Source organism: Pseudarthrobacter sp. MDT3-1, assembly GCF_054510755.1.
Genome location: NZ_JBTNDX010000019.1, coordinates 24,536 through 44,868 on the forward strand (window position 1 = coordinate 24,536; position 20,333 = coordinate 44,868).

The window sequence follows — 20,333 nt, forward strand, 5'->3', positions numbered from 1 at the left end:
CCACTTCACCTCCGCTAAAGCGCCCCCAAAAAACGTACGACGACGGCGGTCACCCCTCCGCCGTCGTCGTATCTTCCAGCGTTCACAAAGCACAAGAAACAGCGCCCGCCAGCCCGTCTTCTGGAAGACTGGCTTGTCGAAGGAGACACCGCAATGAACCCCCTGACTAACTCGCTGATGGTGCGGGCGGCCGACGCCCCCGCCATCAAACCCGCGGTGGAGCTGGGTACTCCGCTGCTCCTCACCATCGCGGCGATCGGCATCGCCGTCCTGCTGGTGATGATCATCCGATTGAAGATCCAGGCCTTTGTGGCCCTGCTGACCGTAAGCATCGCAGTGGCCGTGGCCTCGCAGATCCCGCTGAAGGACGTCTTCACCGTCGTCGCCACCGGTGTGGGCGGAACCATGGGCAAGGTGGCCCTGCTGATCGCGCTCGGCGCCGTCCTGGGCCGGATGATCGAGGTTTCCGGCGGCGTCCAGTCGCTGGCCGCGCACTTCACCGGGAAGCTTGGCGCCAAGCGCGTAGCGGTGGCGCTCACCGCCGTCGGCTTCCTGGTGGCCATCCCCGTGTTCTTCGAGGTGGGCATCATTGTGCTCGTCCCGATCGTCTACGCCTTTGCGAAGATCGCCAACGTGCACCCGGTCAAGTTCGGCCTGCCGATGGCCGGCATTATGCTCTCCATCCACGTCGCCGTGCCGCCGCACCCGGGCATCGTGGCAGGCGCCGGAGTGTTCGGCGCCGACATCGGGCTCATCACGCTGATCTCGCTGCTCATCTGCGTCCCGCTCGGATTCCTGTCCTATTGGGTTGCCAGCATCATGAACCGCAAGGAGTACGAGCTCCTCCCCGGCGTCAAGGCCCAGGTGGACGAATTCGGTTCCGACTCCCTGGTCAAGGTCGGCCACCAAGGCCCGGGCGCCGTAGGCATCGCCCCGCCGCGTCCGGCCCTGATCATCTTCCTCATCGCCGCGCCGATCGTGCAGATCCTCATCGGCACCCTGGGCACACTCACCATCCCCAAGGACAACTCCTGGTACGGCCTGGCTGCCTTCATCGGCAACCCATTCTTCGCCCTCCTGGTGGCCGTTGCCCTGTCCTTCTTCCTGCTGGCGGTCCGCCGCAACTGGTCCCTGAAGGAAACCGGCGAGATCTTCGAAGGCGCCCTGCCTCCCATCGCGTCCATCCTGATGGTTGTCGCGGCCGGCGGCGTGTTCGGTGAGGTCCTGCGGACCTCCGGCATCGGTGCTGCACTGTCCCAGACGCTGGACCACCTGGGCCTGCCGGTCATTGTGCTCGGCTTCGTGATCTCCCTGGCCCTGCGTGCAGCCCAGGGTTCGGCAACCGTCGCCATCGTCACCACCACCGGCCTGCTGACCTCCGCCGTGATGGAAGGCGGCTACTCGCCGGCCCAGATCGCCGTCATCGTCATCGCCATCGGCTTCGGCTCGCTGGGCCTGTCCCACGTGACCGACGCCGGCTTCTGGACCGTGGTGCGCTACTACGGCCTCACCGTCTCGGACGGCCTCAAGACCTGGACCGTCCTCACCACCGTCCTCGGCGTGGCCGGCTTCATCCTGACCTACGTGGCCTGGATCCTCGTGGGAGGCCTGAGCGTCTGATGCGCACCCGACTCGACCACCTGGTCACCGCCGCCCTCCAGCAGGGCTCGGCCGTTCCCGCCTTCACCTGCTACGACTTCACCACAGCGCTGGCTGTTGTGGGCGCTGCCGAGGACGCGGGCCGCGGGGTCATCCTGCTGGTGGCCCCCAAAACGGCTGGCACGTCCAACGGCCTCCGGCTGATCGCCGCGCTCCGCGGGCTGGCAGACGCCGCATCCGTTCCGGTGGTGGTCCAGCTGGACCACGCGACGGACCTCAAAGTGATGGCCGACGCCGTCGCCGCGGGGGCGGATTCGGTCCTCGCGGACGGCTCGTCCCTTCCGTATGAGGACAACATTGCGCTGGTCCGTGAGGCACGCTCTGTGCTGGGAGCCGGCGTCGTGCTTGAAGCGGAACTCGGCGGCCTGGCCGGCGACGAGGACCGCGCCTTCGGTGCCGACGAAGCCGGTGTGGCAGTGGCCGGCCTGACGGACTCTGCCCAGGTGGAGGACTTTGTGGCCCGGGCCGGCGCGGAACTCCTGGCTGTTGCGGTGGGCAACGTCCACGGCAAGTACAAGGGCGAGCCGCAGCTGCGCTGGGACGTCCTGCAGGACATTGCCGTGCGGACCCACATCCCGCTGGTGCTCCACGGCGCGTCCGGCATTCCGGTGGGGGAGCTGGTCAAGGCCGCCGCGATGAACGTGGGCAAAGTGAACTTCAATACCGAGCTCCGCACCGGCGTGCTGTCCGCGCTCCAGGAACAGCTGCCGGCGCACCGGGCCGACGGCGAGAACCTCCAGGGCTTGCTGGGCCGCTGGAACACCTCGGCCAGGGAATTCGCCACGTCGGCGTTGGGCATGCTCACCCGCTGACGCTCGTCTGAGTTGTGGGGAGGCTAGGATCAGCACATGATCCTGGCCTCCCTGCTTTTTGCCTTCCTCGCCGCGGCGCTCCATGTGTACATCTTCACCATGGAATCCTTCACCTGGACCACGCCGGCCACGTGGAAGCGCTTCGGCCTCGCCTCCCAGGCCGACGCCGAGACCACCAAACCCCTCGCCTACAACCAGGGCTTCTACAACCTGTTCCTGGCCATCGGCGCGATCATCGGGGTGGGCTGCGTGGCGCTTGGCCCCGACGCTTCCGCGCAGCACGTGGTGGGCTGGACGCTGATCTTCAGCTGCTGCGGCTCCATGCTGCTCGCCGCGGCGGTGCTGGCACTCAGCGGGAAAAAGTACCTCCGCGCCGCGGTTCTGCAGGGCACGACGCCGTTGCTCGCCGTCGTGCTGGGGTTGCTGGCCGTTGCTGGCTGACTGACGCTCCTGAGGCGACCACTGCTGAGGCGACGTTGTGCCCGTTTCTGGCCGGAAGCGCATCGCGGGCGGACAATTGAGTCAACAACAGCATCGGCGCTTGTAGGGACTGCACGTGAGTGGTGTGAAGGGGCCAGCCCCGCACAGTGACCAGGCGGTCCGGCGCGACCTCGTGATCGACCTTGTCCGGTTCGTCTGCCTGGCCCTGGTGGTGGTGGGCCACTGCATGATGGTCAGCCCCGTCCTGCAAGGGGACGGCACCGTGACCTCCAAAAATACGCTGGGCGATCAGCCGTGGTTCGAGCCCGTGATCTGGATCTTCATGGTGATGCCGCTGTTCTTCGTGACCGGCGGCACCACCGGCCTCCAGTCCTGGCAGCGGCTGAGAGCCCGCGGCGGTACGGGCGTCGAGTTTGCCCAGGCCCGGCTGCTGCGGCTGGTCCGCCCGGCGGCGGCACTCCTGGCGGTGATGTTCCTGGGCTTTTCGGCGGCGCTCCTGCTCGGGGTGGACCCCCAGGTGGTTCAGTTGATGGCCACCGGGGCCGGCATGCCCCTGTGGTTCCTGGCCGCCTACCTGGCCGCCCAGCTCAACATCCCGCTCCTGGCCCGGTTCCATGAGCGCGCGCCCTGGCTGACCGTTGCGGTCCTGGCGGCCCTCGTGGTGGCCATCGACTGCTTCCGCGGAGCCCTGCCCATCCTCGCCTACGCAAATCTTGTTTTCCTGTGGTGCGCCGTGCAGCAGCTTGGTTTCCTGGTGGCCGACGGGCACGTCGCCAGGCTCACGCGCTCCGGCCTGGTGGGGCTCATCCTGGCAGCCAACCTGGTGCTCGGGCTGGTCACTGGCCTGGGTCTCTACTCCGGAAACATGCTGGTCAACCTCAACCCGCCCAACCTCTGCCTGCTGCTCCTGGGCGTGTCCCAGGCTGCCGCGCTCCAGCTCTTCCGGCCGGCGCTCGGCTGGGTTTCCGGCGTGCGCTGGATCCGCGTGGTGGTCATGGTTGCCGGCCGCCGCTCCATGACCGTGTACCTGTGGCACCTGCCGTTGCTCGCGGCTATGTCCGGGCTCCTGCTCCTCACCGACTTCCCCAAGCCCGGGGCAGGCACCGCCGAATGGTGGTGGGCGCGGCCGCTCGTCCTCCTGGGGGTTGTCGCCCTGCTGCTCCCGGTACTGGCCGCGTTCGGCCACCTTGAGGAACGTCCGACGGCGTCCGTCCACACCCGCGGCCGGCCCGCCGCCGCGGTGGTGACGGCCGCCGTCGTCGTCTTCATTCCGGTGGCGGACGCTGCCCTCAACGGCCTGACGCTGGGCCTGCTCGGAGGCGGTGCAGCATGCTTTGTGTTGGCCGTCCTGCTGCTGGGCCGGATGCCCGAACGTGTCCCCGGCGATGTCGGTGCCGAACGGGTGGACCACGCCGGCAGCCAGAGTGACGGGCCATTGCCAGCGGGGCCAAGTAGTGCCAATGTCGAACCATGACTGAGAACATGATTTCCACAGAGGACAAGTTCAGCCCCGACGTCTCGCTGTCCAGGGATGACGTGCACCACCGCTACGAGCTGCGGGTGGGCGGAAAGATCGCCGTCCAGTCCTTCTTCCGGGACCTGCCCGGACACGTGGATTTCCTCCACACCGACACCGCTGAGGATTTCAAGGGCCAGGGACTGGGCAAGGTCTTGGCTCACTTCGCGCTCGACGACGTGGTGGCTTCGGGTAAGCGCATCATCCCGCATTGCCCGTTCATTTCCAGCTACCTCCGCGCCCATGAGGGGGGCTACGAACAGCACATCGACTGGCCGGACAACTAGCGCAAACGGTCATTTAAGCCCCTCGAACCAGCGCGAACGGTCATTTAAGCCCCTCGAACCAGCGCGAACGGTCATTTAAGCCCCCGGAAACTCCCTCCGGAGGGCCTCAAGTGTCCGTTCGCGCGGAGTATTTTGCACCCGATTCGCGATCGGGGCCAGTCAATGAAGCGCCCGCGACCTGAAGAACGCCCGTATCCGGCGGCTTAAGATAAATAAGTCACTAAAGTTTGACGAAAAGGTTCACCTAAGTAAGGCTTACCTTGCTAAAGACAACCCCAACGTCGAACTAAGGATGACCACTGTGCCGCTGCTGCCCCGTGTTGATGAGATGTACGTGGATGAAAATCGGGAGGGCGAAACCCTGCAGGGGCAGGATTTCGGCTCCCGCGTGGAGCTGGCCCTCGCTGCCACCAACCATCTGTTCAACACCAGGAACTCCACCCGGTACGTGGCGCAGGTGCTGCAGGGAGTCAACGCCGTGGCCACCAAAATCGACCGCACCACCCGGCCTTTTACCGGCGTCGGGCCCGCCGAAATGAAGGCGCGTATCGGCGCCGTTGACCTGGACCAGCCGCTCCCGGACACCGCCGCGGCCCTGGAAGAGCTGGAGACCGTGTACCTCCGGGACGCCATCTACTTCCACGATGCGAAGTACGCGGCCCACCTGAACTGCCCGGTGGTGATCCCGGCGCTGGTGGGGGAGGCCATCCTGTCCGCGGTGAACTCCTCGATGGACACCTGGGACCAGAGCGCCGGGGCCACCATGATCGAACGCCGGCTCATCGACTGGACCGCCGAACGGCTGCAGCTGGGGGCGGCAGCCGACGGCGTGTTCACCTCCGGCGGCAGCCAGTCCAACCTGCAGGCGCTGCTGATCGCGCGCAACCACGCCGTCGCCGGGCTGCGGCAGGAGCCGGCCAACGCCGGACTCCGGCTGCCCGCGCTGCTGGAAAAGCTCCGGATTTTCACCTCAGCAGCCAGCCACTTCAGCATCCAGAAGTCCGCGTCCATGCTGGGCATGGGCTTCGACGCCGTCATCTCCGTCCCATGCGCCGCGGACCACAAGATGGACCCGGCCGCGCTCGCCGAGGCCATGGCGGAAGTGCACGACGCCGGGCTGGTGCCGATGGCGGTTGTGGCCACCGCCGGGACCACCGACTTCGGTGCGGTGGACCCGCTCGCCGACCTCGCGGCCCTGGCCCGCGCCTACGGTGCCTGGTTCCACATTGACGCGGCTTACGGCGGCGGGCTGATGGTTTCGAACCGCTACCGCCACCTGCTGGACGGGACCCGCCTGGCCGACTCCGTCACCGTGGACTTCCACAAAACGTTCTTCCAGCCCGTTAGCTCCAGCGCCCTGCTGGTCCGCGACCGCGCCATGCTCCAGCACGTCACCTACTACGCGGACTACCTGAACCCGGAAAGCGCCGCCCTGGCCGAGATCCCCAACCAGGTGGACAAAAGCATCCAGACCACCCGGCGCTTTGACGCGCTCAAGCTGTGGCTGACCCTGCGCATCATGGGCGCGGATGCGATCGGCGCCCTGTTTGATGAAGCAATCGATCTCGCAGCCCGGGTGGGATCAGTGCTGGCCGCCGACGACGACTTTGAGCTCGCCGCCGCTCCGCAGCTCAGCACGCTGGTCTTCCGGTACCGGCCCCGGGTTTCCGGTGCTTTGTCCGGCGCTGCTGCCCTTACCGGCGCCGGTTTTGCCGATGTCGGCCTCACCGACGCTCACGGCCGGCTTTCCGAGGATGCGGCCGACACCCTCAACCCGGCCATCCGTGCGGCCGTTTTCGCGTCCGGGCAGGCCGTCGTAGCTGGCACCAAGGTGGCCGGCCGGCACTACCTGAAGTTCACCCTCCTCAACGCCGAAGCAACCCTGGAGGACATCAGCGAGATCATCGAGCTGCTGCGCAGCACCGGCGTGCAGCTGCTGTCCGGCGCCAACACCAACAACAGCACCAGCGAGGTGTCCCCATGAGCACCTCCACCGAACCGCGCATTTTCGACTTCGCCGGCATCGGCGTCGGGCCCTTCAATCTTGGCCTCGCCGCCCTCAGCGAGCCGGTGGACGGGCTGGATGGCGTCTTCCTGGAGCAACGGGAATCCTTCGACTGGCACCCGGGCATGATGCTGGAGCCGGCCCACCTGCAGGTGCCGTTCATGGCGGACCTGGTGTCGCTGGCCGACCCCACGTCGCCGTATTCGTTCCTGAATTTCCTCAAGCAGACCGGGCGCCTCTACCGCTTCTATATCCGCGAAAACTTCTATCCGCTGCGCGCCGAGTACAACCAGTACTGCCAGTGGGTGGCCGGCCAGCTGCGGTCCGTCCGTTTTAGCACGGCTGTGCTGGATCTAACGTACGACGCCGGCGTATACCGCCTTTCAATGGAAGGTCCGGACGGGCCTGAGGTGCTGCTGGCGCGGCGGCTGGTGCTGGGCACGGGCACCTCGCCGTACGTGCCGGCGTCCTGTGACGGAATAGTCGACGCGGCCGCTGATGGCGGCGGGGGACTTGTCCTCCACAACGCCGATTACCTGTCGCGGAAGAGTGAGCTGCAGGCCAAGCGGAGCATCACCATCGTGGGCAGCGGCCAGAGCGCCGCGGAAATCTATTACGAGCTCCTGCAGGACAACGACACCTATGGCTACCAGCTGAACTGGGTCACCCGGTCCGGGCGGTTCTTCCCGCTGGAGTACACCAAGCTCACCCTGGAGATGACCTCGCCGGAGTACGTGGACTACTTCCACGGGCTGCCGCAGGGCCAGCGCGACGGCCTCATCAAGAGCCAGAAGAACCTGTACAAAGGCATCAACTCCGAGCTGATCGACGCCATCTACGACCTCCTGTACGCCAAGAGCCTCTCCGGCATGGTGGACACCCAGCTCCTCACCCATTCGTCGCTCACCGGCGCCGCCTGGGATCAGGCCACCGGTTCCCACACCCTGCAGCTCCGGCACGAGGAGCAGGGCTCGGACTATGTGCTGGACAGCGAAGCCGTGGTCCTGGCCACCGGCTACACCTACCGGGAGCCGGACTTCCTGGCCGGAATCCAGGACCGGATTGCCAGGGACTCCGCCGGCCGGTTCGCCGTGGCACGCAACTACAGCACCGGCGTCGAACCCGGCGAAATTTTCGTCCAGAACGCCGAGCTGCACACGCACGGCTTTGTCACCCCGGACCTCGGCATGGCCGCCTACCGCAACTCGTGCATCCTGCGCGAGATCACCGGCCGCGAGGTCTACCCGGTGGAGCGCAGCATCGCGTTCCAGCAGTTCGGCGCGCCGAATGGCCTGCCCGAACCTGCCGAAGCGCTCTCAACAGGAAAAGCATGGGTGTCCGCATGAGCTTCTCGTTCCGCTGTGTTGACGCCGCTACCGATGCACCACTCCTCCACAGCTGGGTCACACAGCCGTACGCGTCGTTCTGGGGGATGCTGTCCGCCACAGTTGACGGGGTTGTGGAGGAATACTCGAGAATCCAGGCAACGGGGCATCACCACGCCTTGCTGGGGATCAACGACGACGGCGTCCCCGCCTTCCTGATGGAGGAATACCTGCCGGCCGCCTCGCCGCTGGCCGCGATCTATGCCGTGCAGGAGGGCGACATTGGCATGCACCTGCTGGTGGCGCCGCCGTCGGGAGACCCCCAACCGGGGTACACCGCCGCGGTGATGGATGCCGTGCTGGAGCGGTTGTTCGAAAAACCGGGAGTGGAACGCGTGGTGGTTGAACCAGACGCCAAGAACTCCAAGATCCATGTGCTCAACGAGCGGCTGGGCTTCCAGCCGGCGGAGGTTGTCACCCTGCCGGACAAGGAAGCGCTGCTCAGCTTCTGCACACGCCAGGACCACCTCGCCGCCCGCGCAGCGCTGGGCCACCCCCGAGTCCCTTCCCATGACCTTTCCGTCCCGATCCATCAGGGAGAATCACTGTGACCATCATCGAGCTGGACCCCGCCGTCGTCGAAATATCGGACAGCACCGCCAACACTGTTCCCCACCTCGCACCCGAACGCTGGGCGGCGGCCAACCGCCACCTGGTCCGCAAGGCGCTCGCGGAATTCCTGCACGAACGCATCCTGGAGCCGCAGCGCCTGGGCTCCGGCAGCGGTGCCACGGGTCCGGAGGAGCCCGCGGTGTACGTGGTCCGCAGCGACGACGGCCTCACGGCGTACTCGTTCACGGCCCGCGTGCTTGAGCTGGAGCACTGGTCGGTGGACGCCGCTTCGATCCACTGCACACGCAGCGGCGAGGACGCCGCCCCGGACGCCCTGCGTTTCATCACCGAGTTCAGGGACACCCTGGGCATCCGCGAGGAGATGCTCCCGGTCTACCTTGAAGAGATCAGCAGCACCCTGGCCGGCCACTCCTACAAGCAGTGGCTGGGACAGCCGTCCGCCGAGGAACTCGCGGCAGGAGTCACCGGCGGCACGGACCCCGCCGCCGACTTCCAGGCCATCGAACGCAGCATGACGGAGGGCCACCCGTGTTTCGTGGCCAACAACGGCAGGCTGGGGTTTGGCATCAGTGACTACCGGGCGTTCGCGCCGGAGACCGGAGCCTCCGTCCGCCTGGAATGGATCGGGGTGCACCGCAGCAAGGCTGTCTTCACCGCCAGCGCCGGACTGGACTACCGCGCCCACCTGGAGGCCGAGCTCGGCGCCGCCGCGCTGCAGTCCTTTGACAGCGACTTCGCGGCGCAGGGCGCGGACCCCGCCCAGTACTTCCTGATGCCGGTGCATCCGTGGCAGTGGGAGAACAAGCTCACCGTCACGTTCGCTGCCGAAATCGCCCAGCAGCACATCATCCATCTGGGGACCGGTGCCAACAGTTACCAGGCCCAGCAGTCCATCCGCACGTTCTTCAACACGGCCGCGCCCGCCAAGAGCTACGTCAAGACGGCGATGTCCGTCCTGAACATGGGCTTTATGCGGGGACTCTCGCCGCAGTACATGAAGGCAACCCCCGCCATCAACGACTGGCTGCAGGACCTGATCCGATCAGACGAAGCCCTGCAGAAACGCGGCCTGGCCATGATCAGCGAGATCGCGGCCATCGGCTACCACAACGGCTACTACGAGGCCGCGTCCGCCAAGGGCTCGCCGTACCAGAAGATGCTGTCCGCGCTGTGGAGGGAAAGTCCGCTCCCGCTGCTGGAGGACGGCCAGCAGCTTGCCACCATGGCGTCCCTGCTGCACGTCGATTCGACCGGCAAACCGATGGTGTCTGCCCTGATTGAGCGCTCCGGACTGGAGCCTGCCGAATGGCTGCGCCGCTACTTCGAGGCCTACCTCGTCCCGTTGGTCCACTGCCTCTACCGGTACGAACTCGCCTTTATGCCGCATGGCGAGAACGTGATCCTGGTGCTGGATAACGGTGTGCCCGTCCGTGCGGTGATGAAGGACATCGCCGAGGAAATCGTGGTGATGGGGCGCCGGCTGGACCTGCCCGAGGAGGTATCGAGGATCCAGGTTGATATCCCTGACGGCGAAAAGGTGCTGGCCATCTTTACGGATGTGTTCGACTGCATCTTCCGCTTCCTCGGTGCCCTGCTGGTGGAGGACGGGAAACTCAGCGAGGAGGAGTTCTGGTGCACGGCCGCGCGGGTCATCCAGGAGTACCAGGCTGAACACCCGGAGCTCGCGGACCAGTTCGCCCGCCACGACCTGTTCGCCCCTGACTTTGAACTGTCGTGCCTTAACCGGCTGCAGCTGCGGAACAACCAGCAGATGCTTGACCTCACCGACCCGTCAGGCGGGTTGCAGATGGCCGGCCGGCTCGCCAACCCGCTCGCCAGGTTCGCGTAGCGTCGGATTCTGCTCCATCATTCGCAGGCTTCGGCCAGGTGGGCCGGTGATTCCGGGCCCGGTCCCGGGGCTTGCAGGAATGATGGAGCAGAATCCGGCGGCGGGGCGGGCGGAGGCTTAAGTGTCCGTTCGCGCTCGGTGCTGGACCGCGGCCCACCCCGGGGTCAGCTGAGCTCGTCCACCTTGCGCTGCAGCACCGCGCGCTCGGCGGCGTTTCCGCACAGCGCCATGGCCTGCAGGAGTGCGGACCGTGCGTCGTCACACCTGCCGAGCCGGGTGAGCATCTCGCCACGGACCGCGGGAAGCAGGTGCGAGCCCGCCAGTTCTCCCCGTGCGGCCATGGCCTCCACCAGCTCCAGTCCGTCCGCCGGGCCGGAGGCCATCGCGACGGCGACCGCACGGTTGAGTTCGACGACGGGGGAAGGGGCCAGCCGGCCGAGGGCTTCGTAGAGGATGACGATCCGCTGCCAGTCCGTCTCGGCAACCGAATGAGCCACGGCGTGGCACTCAGCGATGGAAGCCTGGAGACCGTACGCACCCAACCCGCGTCCGGATCCCGTGGCCCGGGCCAGCGCCGCACGTCCGCGCAGGATCGCGGCCTGGTCCCACCGCCGTCGGTCCTGGTCTTCCAGAAGCACCGGGCGGCCCGACGCATCGAGCCGGGCCGGGAACCGCGCGGCGGTGAGTTCCATCAGCGCAATCAGCCCGAACACCTCGGGCTCCGGCGAGATGCGCACCAGTACACGGGCCAGTCGGCGGGCTTCGCCGGCCAGGTCCGTGCGGATCCATTCCGCGCCGCCCGAGGCAAACGAGCCCTCCGTGAAGATCAGGTAGATGACGTTGAGCACCGAGCTAAGACGTTCAGCCCGCTCGTGCGGCTCAGGCACCGCGAAAGGCACCTGCGCGGCGGCCAGCGTCTTCTTGGCACGGGTGATGCGTGCCTGGATCGTCGCCACCGGGACCAGGAAAGCCTTGGCAATCTCGTCGCTGCCCAGGCCGCCCACTACGCGTAGCGTCAACGCGATCCGGGCTTCCTTGGCCAGCACCGGATGGCAGGAGATGAACATCAGGGCGAGCACGTCGTCGTCGATCGCATCGGAGTCGAACAAGGTGTCCGCTCCTGGCTCCTCCGCCGCGAGGTCGCTGGCCAGCAGGGCGTACTTTTCGTCCCGTGCCGCCCGCCGGCGGAACGTATCAATCGCACGACGGCGGCCTGTGGTGAGGAGCCAGCCGGCGGGTTCGGCGGGTATCCCGTTGACGGACCAGGAGACGAGTGCTTCGGCGAGTGCCTCCTGGGCGAGATCCTCGGCCAGCGGGAAGTCGCCTGTATAGCGGGCCAGGGCGCCGACGATGCGGGCAGACTCCATCCGCCACACCGCCTCGACGGCGCCCCGCGCCTCAGCACCGCTCATAAACGGTCAGATGTGTCGGTCAGAGCTGCCCGGTCACAGCTGCCCGGTCTGCTCGCGCCAGGCGCGTTCCTTCTGGATCCATTCGTTGTCCTGCGGGAACTCGTCGATGGTGGGCACGCGGCGGATTTCGGTCTTGCGGCCGGCCGTGAGCGGCGCCCGCTTCGCCCACTCGATGGCTTCCTGCTTCGAGGCCACATCGAGGATGTAGAAGCCGCCGAACAGTTCCTTGGTTTCTCCGTAGGGGCCGTCTGTGACCACCGGTGTTTCGCCGGTGAAGTCGACCACAACGCCCTCCTTCGGATCCTCCAGGCCCTCGGCCGCCAGCAGGACGCCGGCGCGGATCAGTTCGTCATTGAACTTGCCCATGGCGTTCATCGCCTCGTCGAAGTCGACGTCCGTGAACTTCGCGAGGGACTCGTCGGTTTCCCGCATGATCAGCATGTACTTGGCCATCTCAATCTTCTCCTTGGTTGTGGAAGGTCGCCCTTCGACCTTCTCATCCATAGGTCGAATGGCGCGAGGCCGGATCGACACAAACCAAAGACCTTTTTTCCAAGTTCCTGAGCGGGCCCGCTGACTCTCGACCGGGGTGCTGTGGGGGTTTACGGTGGTTTCGTCCGATGGACCCCACTCGACCCATCTGACTCCACCTGAAAAGGAGAAGCCATGGCCGGCGAACCAGCGTTCTTTGAAATCGGAGTCGAAGATCCCGAACGGGGCAGGGCGTTCTACGGCGCGCTCTTCGGCTGGGACTTCAGCCCTGGACCGTCCGATGAGGGCGGGTCCATAATCGGCACCCCCGGCACCCCCGGCATCCCCGGCGGGCTGCACGGCGGCGACAAGGGCGCGGTGCCCTACCTGTTCTTCCGGGTGGACGACATGGATGCCGCCCTGGCCCGGGTGCGTGAACTTGGCGGCTCGGCGGACAGCGCGGAACTGGGTGACGAGGACCCGGCGGAGTACGGAAGATTCAAGCTCTGCAAGGACGATCAGGGCTCAACCTTCGGCCTGCACCAGCCGCCGGCGCCGTAACACGGCTAGTCTGGGCGCATGGAGACACCCACCACCGCGCTCGTAACAGGGGCAACCGCAGGGCTGGGAGCGGAGTTCGCCCGCCAGCTCGCGCAGGAAGGCCACCACATGGTGCTCGTGGCCCGCGACGCCGCCCGGCTCCAGCAGATCGCTGACGAACTCGAGCGTGATTACAGCGTTTCCACTGAGGTGCTGCCCGCCGACCTGACGGACGACGCCAGTGTGGCCGCCGTCGTCGGGCGCCTCACGGACGCGGCGCGGCCGGTTGAGGTCCTGGTGAACAATGCGGGGATCGGGCTGCTGCACTCGTTCGAAAAAAATTCCCTGGAGGACGAGAAAAGACACCTTCGCCTGCACGTGCAGACCCCCATGGAGCTCTGCCATGCTGCGCTGCAGGGGATGCTGGAGCGGCGCTCCGGCAGGATCATCAACGTGGCCAGCGTGTCGGCTTTCGCCAACCGCGGCAGCTACTCGGCTGCGAAAGCCTGGCAGGTCATCTTCAGCCGCTGGGCCAACCTGGCCTACGGACCGAGAGGCGTGCACGTCACGGCACTGTGCCCGGGATTCACGCACACCGAATTCCATGACCGCATGGGCATGGAAAAGTCGGTCGCCCCGCACTGGATGTGGCTGCGGGCGGACTGGGTGGTCCGGGACGGCCTGGCTGACAACGCCCGCGGCAAGGGCGTTTCGATCCCCACCAAACGCTACAAACTGGTGGCCGCCATCTCGCGTGTGCTGCCGGCGCGGTTTACGTCCGGACCGCCGCGGCGTCCGAAGCAGTAGCCCTCCGCGGTGCGCGGATGGCGACCACCACGGCGATGCCGATCACGGCGCCCACAAAGGTCTCCACCGCGCGTTCGGTGACCAGGAGACCCGGGTCCACGGGCGCGGCAAGCTGCGTCATGAGCAGGATCACCGGCGTGAAGAAGACCATGGCCCAGCCGTAGTGCCGCGCCATGAAGAGTTCGGTGGGGAACTGGAATGCGACCACCAGCAGCGCCAGCACGGCGGCAGTGTGGCCGGGGAAATACTGCAGCGGGGACAACGGCCCAGGAAAGAGTACGACGGCGACCAACGCCAAACCGACGAACGTCCCCACGATGCGGTGGATCCCGCGGTGGACGCGGCTGGGCAGGTCGGCCCCCGCGAGCGGGACGGCGGCCGCGGCCATGGCCCAGTGCGGGTGGCCGCTGCCGCTCAGGACGCCGCAGGTTCCGGCGGCACCGACGGCCAGGACATAGCGGGCGGCGTGGACCAGCGCGGCCTGCCGGAGTTCACTGCTGGGACGCGGAACATCACGCACGGCGCCCGCCTCCCAGGCCCGGACCCGCAGCCAGCCTGCGAAGCCCACCACGATCGAGAACGCGGCCGAGGCCGCACCGATCAGCACGGCCGTCAGGAACGGCACGCTCGTCGGGACCGAGGCGCAGGCCCCGAGTGCCAGGATGCCGAAGAACGGTCCATTCGGCCTGAGCCGCACTTTGTCGGAGAAAAGGGAACCGGCACCGGCCAGCACGGCCTCCACGAGCACCAGCCACCAGGAGTGGAGGTGGTTGACGGACAGGAACACGCCCACCGTGATGCCGCTGATCAGGACCACTGCCGCCTGCGCCTGGTGCTTGAGTCGAAGCTGGTGGGATTCCGAGCGTCCGTACATGCCGGTCAGGGCACCGAACACTGCGTACATCGTCAGCTCGGGACGGCCGATGGCCAGGAGTACCAGGGAGGGCACTGCCACGCTGAGGGCAACCCGAACGGCCGAGAGCCGGTCGTTGTTCGCCGGGCCCAGGGCGTGCAGCGTGCGGGCATGGGCCATGACTCTGCGCACAGCCAACACCACCTATTCTTCAAGCCCTTGTTCGAAAATTAGCAGAAGCCCGGAATGCTGGCCATTAGCTGGGTCACAGGGCGTCGCGTTGGTATGGCCGGAAGGGCGGCGCCGGGCACGGCTAAGGCCCGCCCTGCGTGCTTCCCCCAAGGAAAGCGCGCGGGACGGGCCTTTGAGCGCGGGCTACAAGACGGCCCGGTCAGGCCGGTTTGTTGTTGCGGTGCTTAGACTGTGGTGCCTAGACTCCGGCCGGAACCTTAATGGCCGCGGCATCGGTGACGTCCTGGGATTCGAACGGCATGTCGGCCAGGTCGATCAGCGGGTTCTCATCCTGGGTGGCCACGAGTTCCTTGGCCTCTGCCTGGGTGTCCACGCTGGGCATGGAGCCGGGCAGCGGACGCTTGGCTGATTCCTTCAGGAAGTAGATGGCCACAACCCCGAAGGCTGAGGTCGCCATGAGGTAGTAGGCCGGCATCATGTCATCGCCGGTCGCCGTGATCAGCGCGGCCACGATGAACGGCGTGGTGCCGCCGAAGATGGCAACTGCGAAGTTGTAGGCGATACCCATGGCGCTGTACCTGTTGGCTGTCGGGAACTGTGCGGGCAATGCCGAGGCGAGGTTCGCAACATAGAACGTGACTGGGAACGCGATCAGCGAGAGGCCTGCCAGCGTGGACCAGACGTCACCGACGCCGATCAGCAGGAACGCCGGCGTAGCCAGCACCACGGTGCTGATGGCGCCGATCCAGAGGACCGGCCGGCGGCCGATGCGATCGGACAGCTTGCCCGTCAGCGGGATGCACAAGGCCATGATGACCAGCACGGGGATGGTCAGCAGTGTGCCGTGGACGGGATCGTAGCCCTTGGACTCCGTGAGGTATGTCGGCATGTAGGACGTCAAGGCGTACCCGGCGGTGTTGGCAGCGGCCACAAGGATCATGGCCACGATGAGCGAGCGCCAATAGGCCTTAACGATTCCGACCGGACTCTTGGCGGCGTCCACGTCAGCTGCTGCGGCGGCCTGCCCGATGGATTCCTGGGCATCCAGGGTGGCCTGAAACTGAGGGGATTCCTCGATCTTGTTCCGGAAGTAGATGGCGATGAGGCCCAGCGGGCCTGCAATGAGGAAGGGTATGCGCCAGCCCCATTCCTCCATGGCTGTCTGGCCAAGGGTCAGCTGCAGGACAGAAACCAGCGCCGCACCCAGGGCAAAGCCGAGGTAGCTGCCCATGTCCAGGAAGCTTGCAAAGAATCCACGGCGCTTATCCGGGGCGTATTCGCTCACGAACGTGGTGGCGCCTGCGTATTCACCGCCGGTGGAGAAGCCCTGTACAAGCTTCAGGATTACCAGCAGCGCAGCGGCCCAGATGCCGATCTGGGCGTACCCGGGCAACAGCCCGACGGCGAACGTACTGGCAGCCATAATCATCAGTGTTGCGGCGAGGACCTTTTGCCGCCCGATCTTGTCGCCGAGCCAGCCGAACACAACACCGCCGAGTGGACGGGCAATGAAGGTGGCAGCGAACGTTCCAAGCAGGAACAGCGTCTGGACGGACTTGTCGGCCTCGGGAAGGAAGACAGGTCCCATGGTGGTGATCAGGTAGCCGAATACGCCGACGTCGAACCACTCCATGGTGTTACCCACGATGGTTCCGCCGAGCGCTTTTTTCAGCATGGGCTGGTTTACAACATTCACGTCGGACTCTTTGAGCCGGCGACGCGCAAGGATCTTCGGTTTACGCGCACTTGGCAGTGCGCTATTTGGTACTGCATCGTTGGGTCGGCTGGCGTTGTTCACGCCTGCTGAAGAGTCGGTCGTGCTTCGGTCTGTGGGCATTTGGGCGACTCCTATGGAGGTCATTTGCTTGCGACTTGTAGCTGCCCCGCTCTGGGCAGGCTTTCAATTTTACGCGGATTCCATGGCAAATGAGAGTTTTATACCGTAAAGTGCCTTCCTTAGAGAGGGTTTCCACCGGTTTTCAGGGATTTCTTTTGGCTGCTCTCGCCCCGTCATCATTGGGATTCGGGCGGTTGGGGCCCATCGTTACGGAATCTTTTTGTTCACGACCCCTTTTTTGCGCCATTTTTCCCCTGAAACCCGGGGAAAAGTGACGGCCGCCACGGCCGTTCGGGCACCAGTTCCCGGCCGCCACTCGGCCCCATGTACAGGCCGGAAACCGGGGGTTCACAACCGAGCCTGAAACTGCCTATTGTTGATTCATGGGAACACTGATTTTTGAGTAGGTGGACGCCTGCGGCCTGGTACCACCGGCCCCGTCCATGCTGATCTCGTCAGACACACTGATTCTCCTCAGAAAGGTTCCACCAAATGACTGAAAACACTCCCAGCCAGCCCGAATCCGCGCAGGACGATGCCGAAGCCAAGGGCATCCGGGCCGGGCTGACCGAAGCGCAGCGGGCCATGCTGGCCAGCAAATCCAGGGGCGGCGACGCCGGGCTGCAGAGCGTCGGCAAGAACCACAAGCCCACCCATGTCAGCGGCAAGCAGGGCCCGGCAGAGAAGAAGGTCCGCTGGTAAATCCAGCGCCCGGACAGCACACCAGACCTACCATTGGTAAACACTTCATTTCATTGCGGAAGGAAGAAAAAATGGCTGAAAAACATGCTGGAGCAAGGATCGAACCGGAGGTCGCGGACCATCTCGCGGCAGCCATGGACACCCCGTCCATGCCGGACCCGGCCACCCTTGCGGTGACTGCGGCGATGGCCGGCGAACACCACTGGCCGGACGGCAACGGCAAGCACCGGCACCCCAAGGAGCAGGGTTCAGACCATGGCCGGGCGGGCCATGAGGCTGCAGTCACGGCCGTGCACCGTACCGGCCGCCCGCAGATGCCGCACTCGTCCTAGGAACACCCTCGCTGACGACGCGCATCCGACCTGACGACACACAAACGGTCTGGCGACACCCGAATTCGGGTGTCGCCAGACCTTTTGCGTGTCCCAGGAAAATTTGCGCGTCGCCAACGCAGCGTCGCTAACCCTCCGGCACCACTTCGTCGGCGTTCTTGTCCAGCCGCCAGCCCCGCCACACCGGATGCCTGAGCTTGCCGCTGCCCGTCCATTCCCCGAAAGTCACCTCACCGACCAGCCGTGGCGTCACCCAGTGGGCGTCCGAGGCATCCACGCGGGGAACGTCGTCGAACGGTGACGTCTTGCGCGCCAGATCGTCCACTTTCTGGCGGAGTTCGTGCAGTTCGCGCATGCTGAACCCGCTGCCCACCCGGCCCACATACCGCAGCTTGTTGCCGTCGGGGATGCCCAACAGCAGCGAACCTACCGAACCCTGCCGCCCGCCTTTGCCCGGCCGCCAACCGCCCACCACCACTTCCTGGGTCTGCTCCAGCTTGATCTTGATCCACGTCCGGGTCCGCTGCCCGCTGACGTAGCGGCTGTCGGTCCGCTTGGCCATCACGCCCTCGAGCCCCAACTCCTGCGCACTCTCCAGGATGTGCTCGATCCTCTCGTCCAGGACGGCGGACAGCTCCACGGGACACTCCGACGGGTGATGGAACTCCTCCAGCCGCAGCCGCCGCTTCGCGAAAGGCAGCCGGCGAAGGTCCTCGCTGCCGTCGGACAGCAGGTCAAAAAGCATCAGCCGGACAGGGATTGCTGCGCGGGCCTTGGCGACGTCGGCCGGCCGGGACAGTTTCATGCGTCCCTGGAGCAGCCCGAAATCGGGTCTGCCGGAAGGCCCGACGGCGATAATCTCACCGTCGGCGACGAACGGGCCCGCCGGCCAGCAGGCCCGGTCCTTCAGCTCGGGGTAGGTTGCGGTGACGTCTATGCCATTGCGGCTGAAGACACGGACCTTCTCTTCGTCGGCGACCAACAGGGCACGCACGCCGTCCCACTTCAGCTCGAACTGCCAGTCGCTGCCGTGAAGGTCGGCGGCGGTACCGGACGTTGCCATCATGGGACTGAAATCTTCAGCACGCAGTGGGGAAGGCGCGGCCGCGGCCGGGGAAACGTCCGCGGCAGGCTCAGTCCCGGAAGCGTCCGCCGCCGAATTATCCGCCGCGTCCTCCGCCGGTTCATCCTCCGCCGGAGCCCGCCGCGGATGGAAAGTCTGGTGGTCCTTGTCCATCAGGTGGATGAGCCATTGCCCTTCGGCGTCCCTGCCCTGCCCCCTACCGGTGTGGATGAGGGCGAACTTCTTGGTGCCGCCCAGGCCGCCGCCCTCGGTGCCGGTCAGCGTGGCGATGACCTCCCGGCCGTTGATCCATTTCTCCAGTTCATACGTGCCGTGGTCCCAGATGCTGACTTCCCCGGCGCCGTACTGGCCTTTGGGAATGGTGCCCTCAAACGTGGCGTAGTCCAAGGGGTGGTCCTCGGTCTGGACGGCCAGGTGGTTCTTTTCGCCGGATTCCGGGACGCCCTTCGGCAGGGCCCACGACACCAGCACCCCCTCGTGCTCCAGCCGGAAATCGAAGTGCAGCCTGCTCGCGTGGTGCTCCTGGATCACAAAGGTGTCGCCATTTCCGGAGGCGCCGGAGAACGGTTCCGGCGTCGCGTCCGGGTCCCGCATCGACCGGTACCGCTCCAGGCGGACGTGGGCGCCGCCGTCGTCCGTCTCCCCGTCCAGGGAATCCGGGTGACCGGCACCGCGGGCGACGGCGGCGAACGGGTCCTTGCCCGCCTTGACCCGGCGCAGCACGGCTTTGTAGTCGAGGTGCTCGAGCTTGGGAGACCCGATCTCCTGCCAGGTCCGCGGGGCGGCCACCGTGGGCGTGAGGCGGCCGCGCAGGGAGTACGGCACGATGGTGGTCTTTGCGGCGCTGTTCTGGCTCCAGTCCACCAGCACCTTGCCCGTGCGCAGCGTCTTTTTCATGTCGCTCACGGCGAGATCCGGGTGGTCCGCTTCCAGCGCGCGGGCCAGTTCGTGCGCAAAGTCCGAGATCTGGTCGGAGGTCTGCGTTCCGTCAAGGCCCGCGTAGAGGTGGATGCCCTTGCTGCCGCTGGTCACCGGCACAGGTTCCAGGCCCACGTCCTGCAGGATGGCGCGTGCCAGCCTGGCAACCTCGGCGCATTCCTCAAGTCCGGCGCCGTCGCCAGGATCGAGGTCCAGGACCAGGCGGTCCGGGTTCAGCTGCTTGCCGTGGGAGTCCACCTGCCACTGGGGGACATGGATTTCCAGCGAATTGATCTGTCCGAACCAGGTGAGCGTGGCGGGATCGTTCACCATCGGGTAATAGATGGTCCGGTCCTTGTGCGTGATGGCGGCGCGGGGGAGCCAGCCCGGCGCTGAATCCTCCAGGTTCTTCTGGAAAAACACCTCGCCGGGATGCCCGGCGGTGCCCACCCCGTTGACCCACCGCTTGCGGGTGGCGGGCCGGTTGGCCGCGGCGGGAATCAGCACGTGGGCCACGGCGGCGTAATAGGCCAGGACATCGGCCTTGGTGGTCCCGGTTTCCGGGTAGATGAGTTTGTCCAGGTTGGTGAGGGTCAGTTCCCGCCCCGCGACCCTGACGCGCTCTTTAGGGCCGGCCATGGGTCTTCACCTCCGGCCC

The 20,333-nt window shown here is 66.1% G+C and carries 18 protein-coding genes; 13 read left to right on the forward strand and 5 right to left on the reverse strand.

Going from position 1 to position 20,333, the window contains the following annotated elements; translation table 11 throughout:
- Positions 1-153: 153 nt before the first annotated feature.
- From ACX80X_RS14805 to ACX80X_RS14845, 9 genes are all read left to right on the forward strand, one after another.
- On the forward strand, positions 154-1,620 hold the full coding sequence (locus ACX80X_RS14805) for a GntP family transporter (protein WP_252614568.1): 1,467 nt from the start codon (positions 154-156) through the stop codon (positions 1,618-1,620).
- Positions 1,620-2,471: a class II fructose-bisphosphate aldolase gene (locus tag ACX80X_RS14810; RefSeq protein WP_252614567.1), complete on the forward strand. Its 852-nt coding sequence runs from the start codon at positions 1,620-1,622 to the stop codon at positions 2,469-2,471. Before ACX80X_RS14805 ends, ACX80X_RS14810 begins: the two co-directional genes overlap by 1 nt.
- 36 nt (positions 2,472-2,507) lie before the next feature.
- Entirely contained in the window at positions 2,508-2,912 is a 405-nt protein-coding gene (locus tag ACX80X_RS14815; RefSeq protein ID WP_252614566.1) for a DUF1304 domain-containing protein, read from the forward strand.
- Positions 2,913-3,027: 115 nt separating this feature from the next.
- Positions 3,028-4,386, forward strand: a complete 1,359-nt coding sequence (locus tag ACX80X_RS14820; RefSeq protein ID WP_252614565.1) for an acyltransferase family protein — start codon at positions 3,028-3,030, stop codon at positions 4,384-4,386.
- Positions 4,383-4,715, forward strand: coding sequence for a GNAT family N-acetyltransferase (locus ACX80X_RS14825; RefSeq protein ID WP_252600653.1), 333 nt, complete (start codon positions 4,383-4,385; stop codon positions 4,713-4,715). Before ACX80X_RS14820 ends, ACX80X_RS14825 begins: the two co-directional genes overlap by 4 nt.
- A gap of 328 nt (positions 4,716-5,043) precedes the next feature.
- On the forward strand, positions 5,044-6,699 hold the full coding sequence (locus ACX80X_RS14830; RefSeq protein ID WP_252614576.1) for a pyridoxal phosphate-dependent decarboxylase family protein: 1,656 nt from the start codon (positions 5,044-5,046) through the stop codon (positions 6,697-6,699).
- Positions 6,696-8,066 (forward strand): lysine N(6)-hydroxylase/L-ornithine N(5)-oxygenase family protein, encoded by a 1,371-nt coding sequence (locus ACX80X_RS14835; RefSeq protein ID WP_252614564.1) that lies wholly within the window; start codon positions 6,696-6,698, stop codon positions 8,064-8,066. The genes ACX80X_RS14830 and ACX80X_RS14835 overlap by 4 nt, the downstream gene beginning before the upstream one ends.
- The gene (locus tag ACX80X_RS14840; protein ID WP_252600651.1) at positions 8,063-8,656 is read left to right on the forward strand and encodes a GNAT family N-acetyltransferase; all 594 of its coding nucleotides are present in this window, start codon (positions 8,063-8,065) and stop codon (positions 8,654-8,656) included. The genes ACX80X_RS14835 and ACX80X_RS14840 overlap by 4 nt, the downstream gene beginning before the upstream one ends.
- Positions 8,653-10,527: an IucA/IucC family protein gene (locus tag ACX80X_RS14845; protein WP_374209933.1), complete on the forward strand. Its 1,875-nt coding sequence runs from the start codon at positions 8,653-8,655 to the stop codon at positions 10,525-10,527. Before ACX80X_RS14840 ends, ACX80X_RS14845 begins: the two co-directional genes overlap by 4 nt.
- 164 nt (positions 10,528-10,691) lie before the next feature.
- Here ACX80X_RS14845 and ACX80X_RS14850 read toward each other — a convergent pair whose 3' ends face one another.
- Both ACX80X_RS14850 and ACX80X_RS14855 read right to left on the reverse strand, forming a co-directional pair.
- On the reverse strand, positions 10,692-11,939 hold the full coding sequence (locus ACX80X_RS14850) for an RNA polymerase sigma factor (protein WP_252614563.1): 1,248 nt from the start codon (positions 11,937-11,939) through the stop codon (positions 10,692-10,694).
- Between the two features lie 33 nt (positions 11,940-11,972).
- Complete coding sequence (locus ACX80X_RS14855; RefSeq protein ID WP_056347932.1) at positions 11,973-12,392, reverse strand: YciI family protein; 420 nt, start codon at positions 12,390-12,392, stop codon at positions 11,973-11,975.
- A 213-nt stretch (positions 12,393-12,605) separates the two neighbouring features.
- Here ACX80X_RS14855 and ACX80X_RS14860 point away from each other — a divergent pair, with 213 nt between their 5' ends.
- Together ACX80X_RS14860 and ACX80X_RS14865 are read left to right on the forward strand one after the other, a co-directional pair.
- Positions 12,606-12,971: a VOC family protein gene (locus ACX80X_RS14860; RefSeq protein WP_252614562.1), complete on the forward strand. Its 366-nt coding sequence runs from the start codon at positions 12,606-12,608 to the stop codon at positions 12,969-12,971.
- Between the two features lie 18 nt (positions 12,972-12,989).
- A complete protein-coding gene (locus ACX80X_RS14865) occupies positions 12,990-13,757 on the forward strand; it encodes an SDR family NAD(P)-dependent oxidoreductase (protein WP_252614561.1) in 768 nt (255 codons plus the stop codon).
- On the opposite strand, the gene ACX80X_RS14870 is transcribed toward ACX80X_RS14865, so the two are convergent.
- Positions 13,723-14,790 carry an FUSC family protein gene (locus ACX80X_RS14870; RefSeq protein WP_252610786.1) on the reverse strand — a complete coding sequence of 356 codons (1,068 nt, stop codon included), beginning with the start codon at positions 14,788-14,790 and terminating at the stop codon, positions 13,723-13,725. The genes ACX80X_RS14865 and ACX80X_RS14870 overlap by 35 nt on opposite strands.
- 250 nt (positions 14,791-15,040) lie before the next feature.
- Positions 15,041-16,639 carry an MFS transporter gene (locus ACX80X_RS14875; protein ID WP_252600644.1) on the reverse strand — a complete coding sequence of 533 codons (1,599 nt, stop codon included), beginning with the start codon at positions 16,637-16,639 and terminating at the stop codon, positions 15,041-15,043.
- Positions 16,640-17,131: 492 nt separating this feature from the next.
- Here ACX80X_RS14875 and ACX80X_RS14880 point away from each other — a divergent pair, with 492 nt between their 5' ends.
- A complete protein-coding gene (locus ACX80X_RS14880; RefSeq protein WP_252600642.1) occupies positions 17,132-17,341 on the forward strand; it encodes a hypothetical protein in 210 nt (69 codons plus the stop codon).
- A gap of 71 nt (positions 17,342-17,412) precedes the next feature.
- Positions 17,413-17,673 carry a hypothetical protein gene (locus tag ACX80X_RS14885; protein WP_252600640.1) on the forward strand — a complete coding sequence of 87 codons (261 nt, stop codon included), beginning with the start codon at positions 17,413-17,415 and terminating at the stop codon, positions 17,671-17,673.
- A gap of 127 nt (positions 17,674-17,800) precedes the next feature.
- On the opposite strand, the gene ACX80X_RS14890 is transcribed toward ACX80X_RS14885, so the two are convergent.
- The gene (locus tag ACX80X_RS14890) at positions 17,801-20,314 is read right to left on the reverse strand and encodes an ATP-dependent DNA ligase (RefSeq protein ID WP_252614559.1); all 2,514 of its coding nucleotides are present in this window, start codon (positions 20,312-20,314) and stop codon (positions 17,801-17,803) included.
- Between the last annotated feature and the right edge of the window lie 19 nt (positions 20,315-20,333).

Excerpts from the sequence above, each read along its gene's own strand:
- ACX80X_RS14880 (WP_252600642.1), top strand. The coding sequence starts at position 17,132 with ATGACTGAAAACACTCCCAGCCAGCCCGAATCCGCGCAGGACGATGCC.
- ACX80X_RS14870 (WP_252610786.1), bottom strand. The coding sequence starts at position 14,790 with ATGGCCCATGCCCGCACGCTGCACGCCCTGGGCCCGGCGAACAACGAC.
- ACX80X_RS14855 (WP_056347932.1), bottom strand. The coding sequence starts at position 12,392 with ATGGCCAAGTACATGCTGATCATGCGGGAAACCGACGAGTCCCTCGCG.
- ACX80X_RS14840 (WP_252600651.1), top strand. The coding sequence starts at position 8,063 with ATGAGCTTCTCGTTCCGCTGTGTTGACGCCGCTACCGATGCACCACTC.
- ACX80X_RS14830 (WP_252614576.1), top strand. The coding sequence starts at position 5,044 with ATGTACGTGGATGAAAATCGGGAGGGCGAAACCCTGCAGGGGCAGGAT.
- ACX80X_RS14810 (WP_252614567.1), top strand. The coding sequence starts at position 1,620 with ATGCGCACCCGACTCGACCACCTGGTCACCGCCGCCCTCCAGCAGGGC.
- ACX80X_RS14815 (WP_252614566.1), top strand. The coding sequence starts at position 2,508 with ATGATCCTGGCCTCCCTGCTTTTTGCCTTCCTCGCCGCGGCGCTCCAT.
- ACX80X_RS14860 (WP_252614562.1), top strand. The coding sequence starts at position 12,606 with ATGGCCGGCGAACCAGCGTTCTTTGAAATCGGAGTCGAAGATCCCGAA.
- ACX80X_RS14835 (WP_252614564.1), top strand. The coding sequence starts at position 6,696 with ATGAGCACCTCCACCGAACCGCGCATTTTCGACTTCGCCGGCATCGGC.
- ACX80X_RS14890 (WP_252614559.1), bottom strand. The coding sequence starts at position 20,314 with ATGGCCGGCCCTAAAGAGCGCGTCAGGGTCGCGGGGCGGGAACTGACC.
- ACX80X_RS14885 (WP_252600640.1), top strand. The coding sequence starts at position 17,413 with ATGGCTGAAAAACATGCTGGAGCAAGGATCGAACCGGAGGTCGCGGAC.
- ACX80X_RS14850 (WP_252614563.1), bottom strand. The coding sequence starts at position 11,939 with ATGAGCGGTGCTGAGGCGCGGGGCGCCGTCGAGGCGGTGTGGCGGATG.
- ACX80X_RS14875 (WP_252600644.1), bottom strand. The coding sequence starts at position 16,639 with ATGCCCACAGACCGAAGCACGACCGACTCTTCAGCAGGCGTGAACAAC.
- ACX80X_RS14805 (WP_252614568.1), top strand. The coding sequence starts at position 154 with ATGAACCCCCTGACTAACTCGCTGATGGTGCGGGCGGCCGACGCCCCC.
- ACX80X_RS14865 (WP_252614561.1), top strand. The coding sequence starts at position 12,990 with ATGGAGACACCCACCACCGCGCTCGTAACAGGGGCAACCGCAGGGCTG.
- ACX80X_RS14825 (WP_252600653.1), top strand. The coding sequence starts at position 4,383 with ATGACTGAGAACATGATTTCCACAGAGGACAAGTTCAGCCCCGACGTC.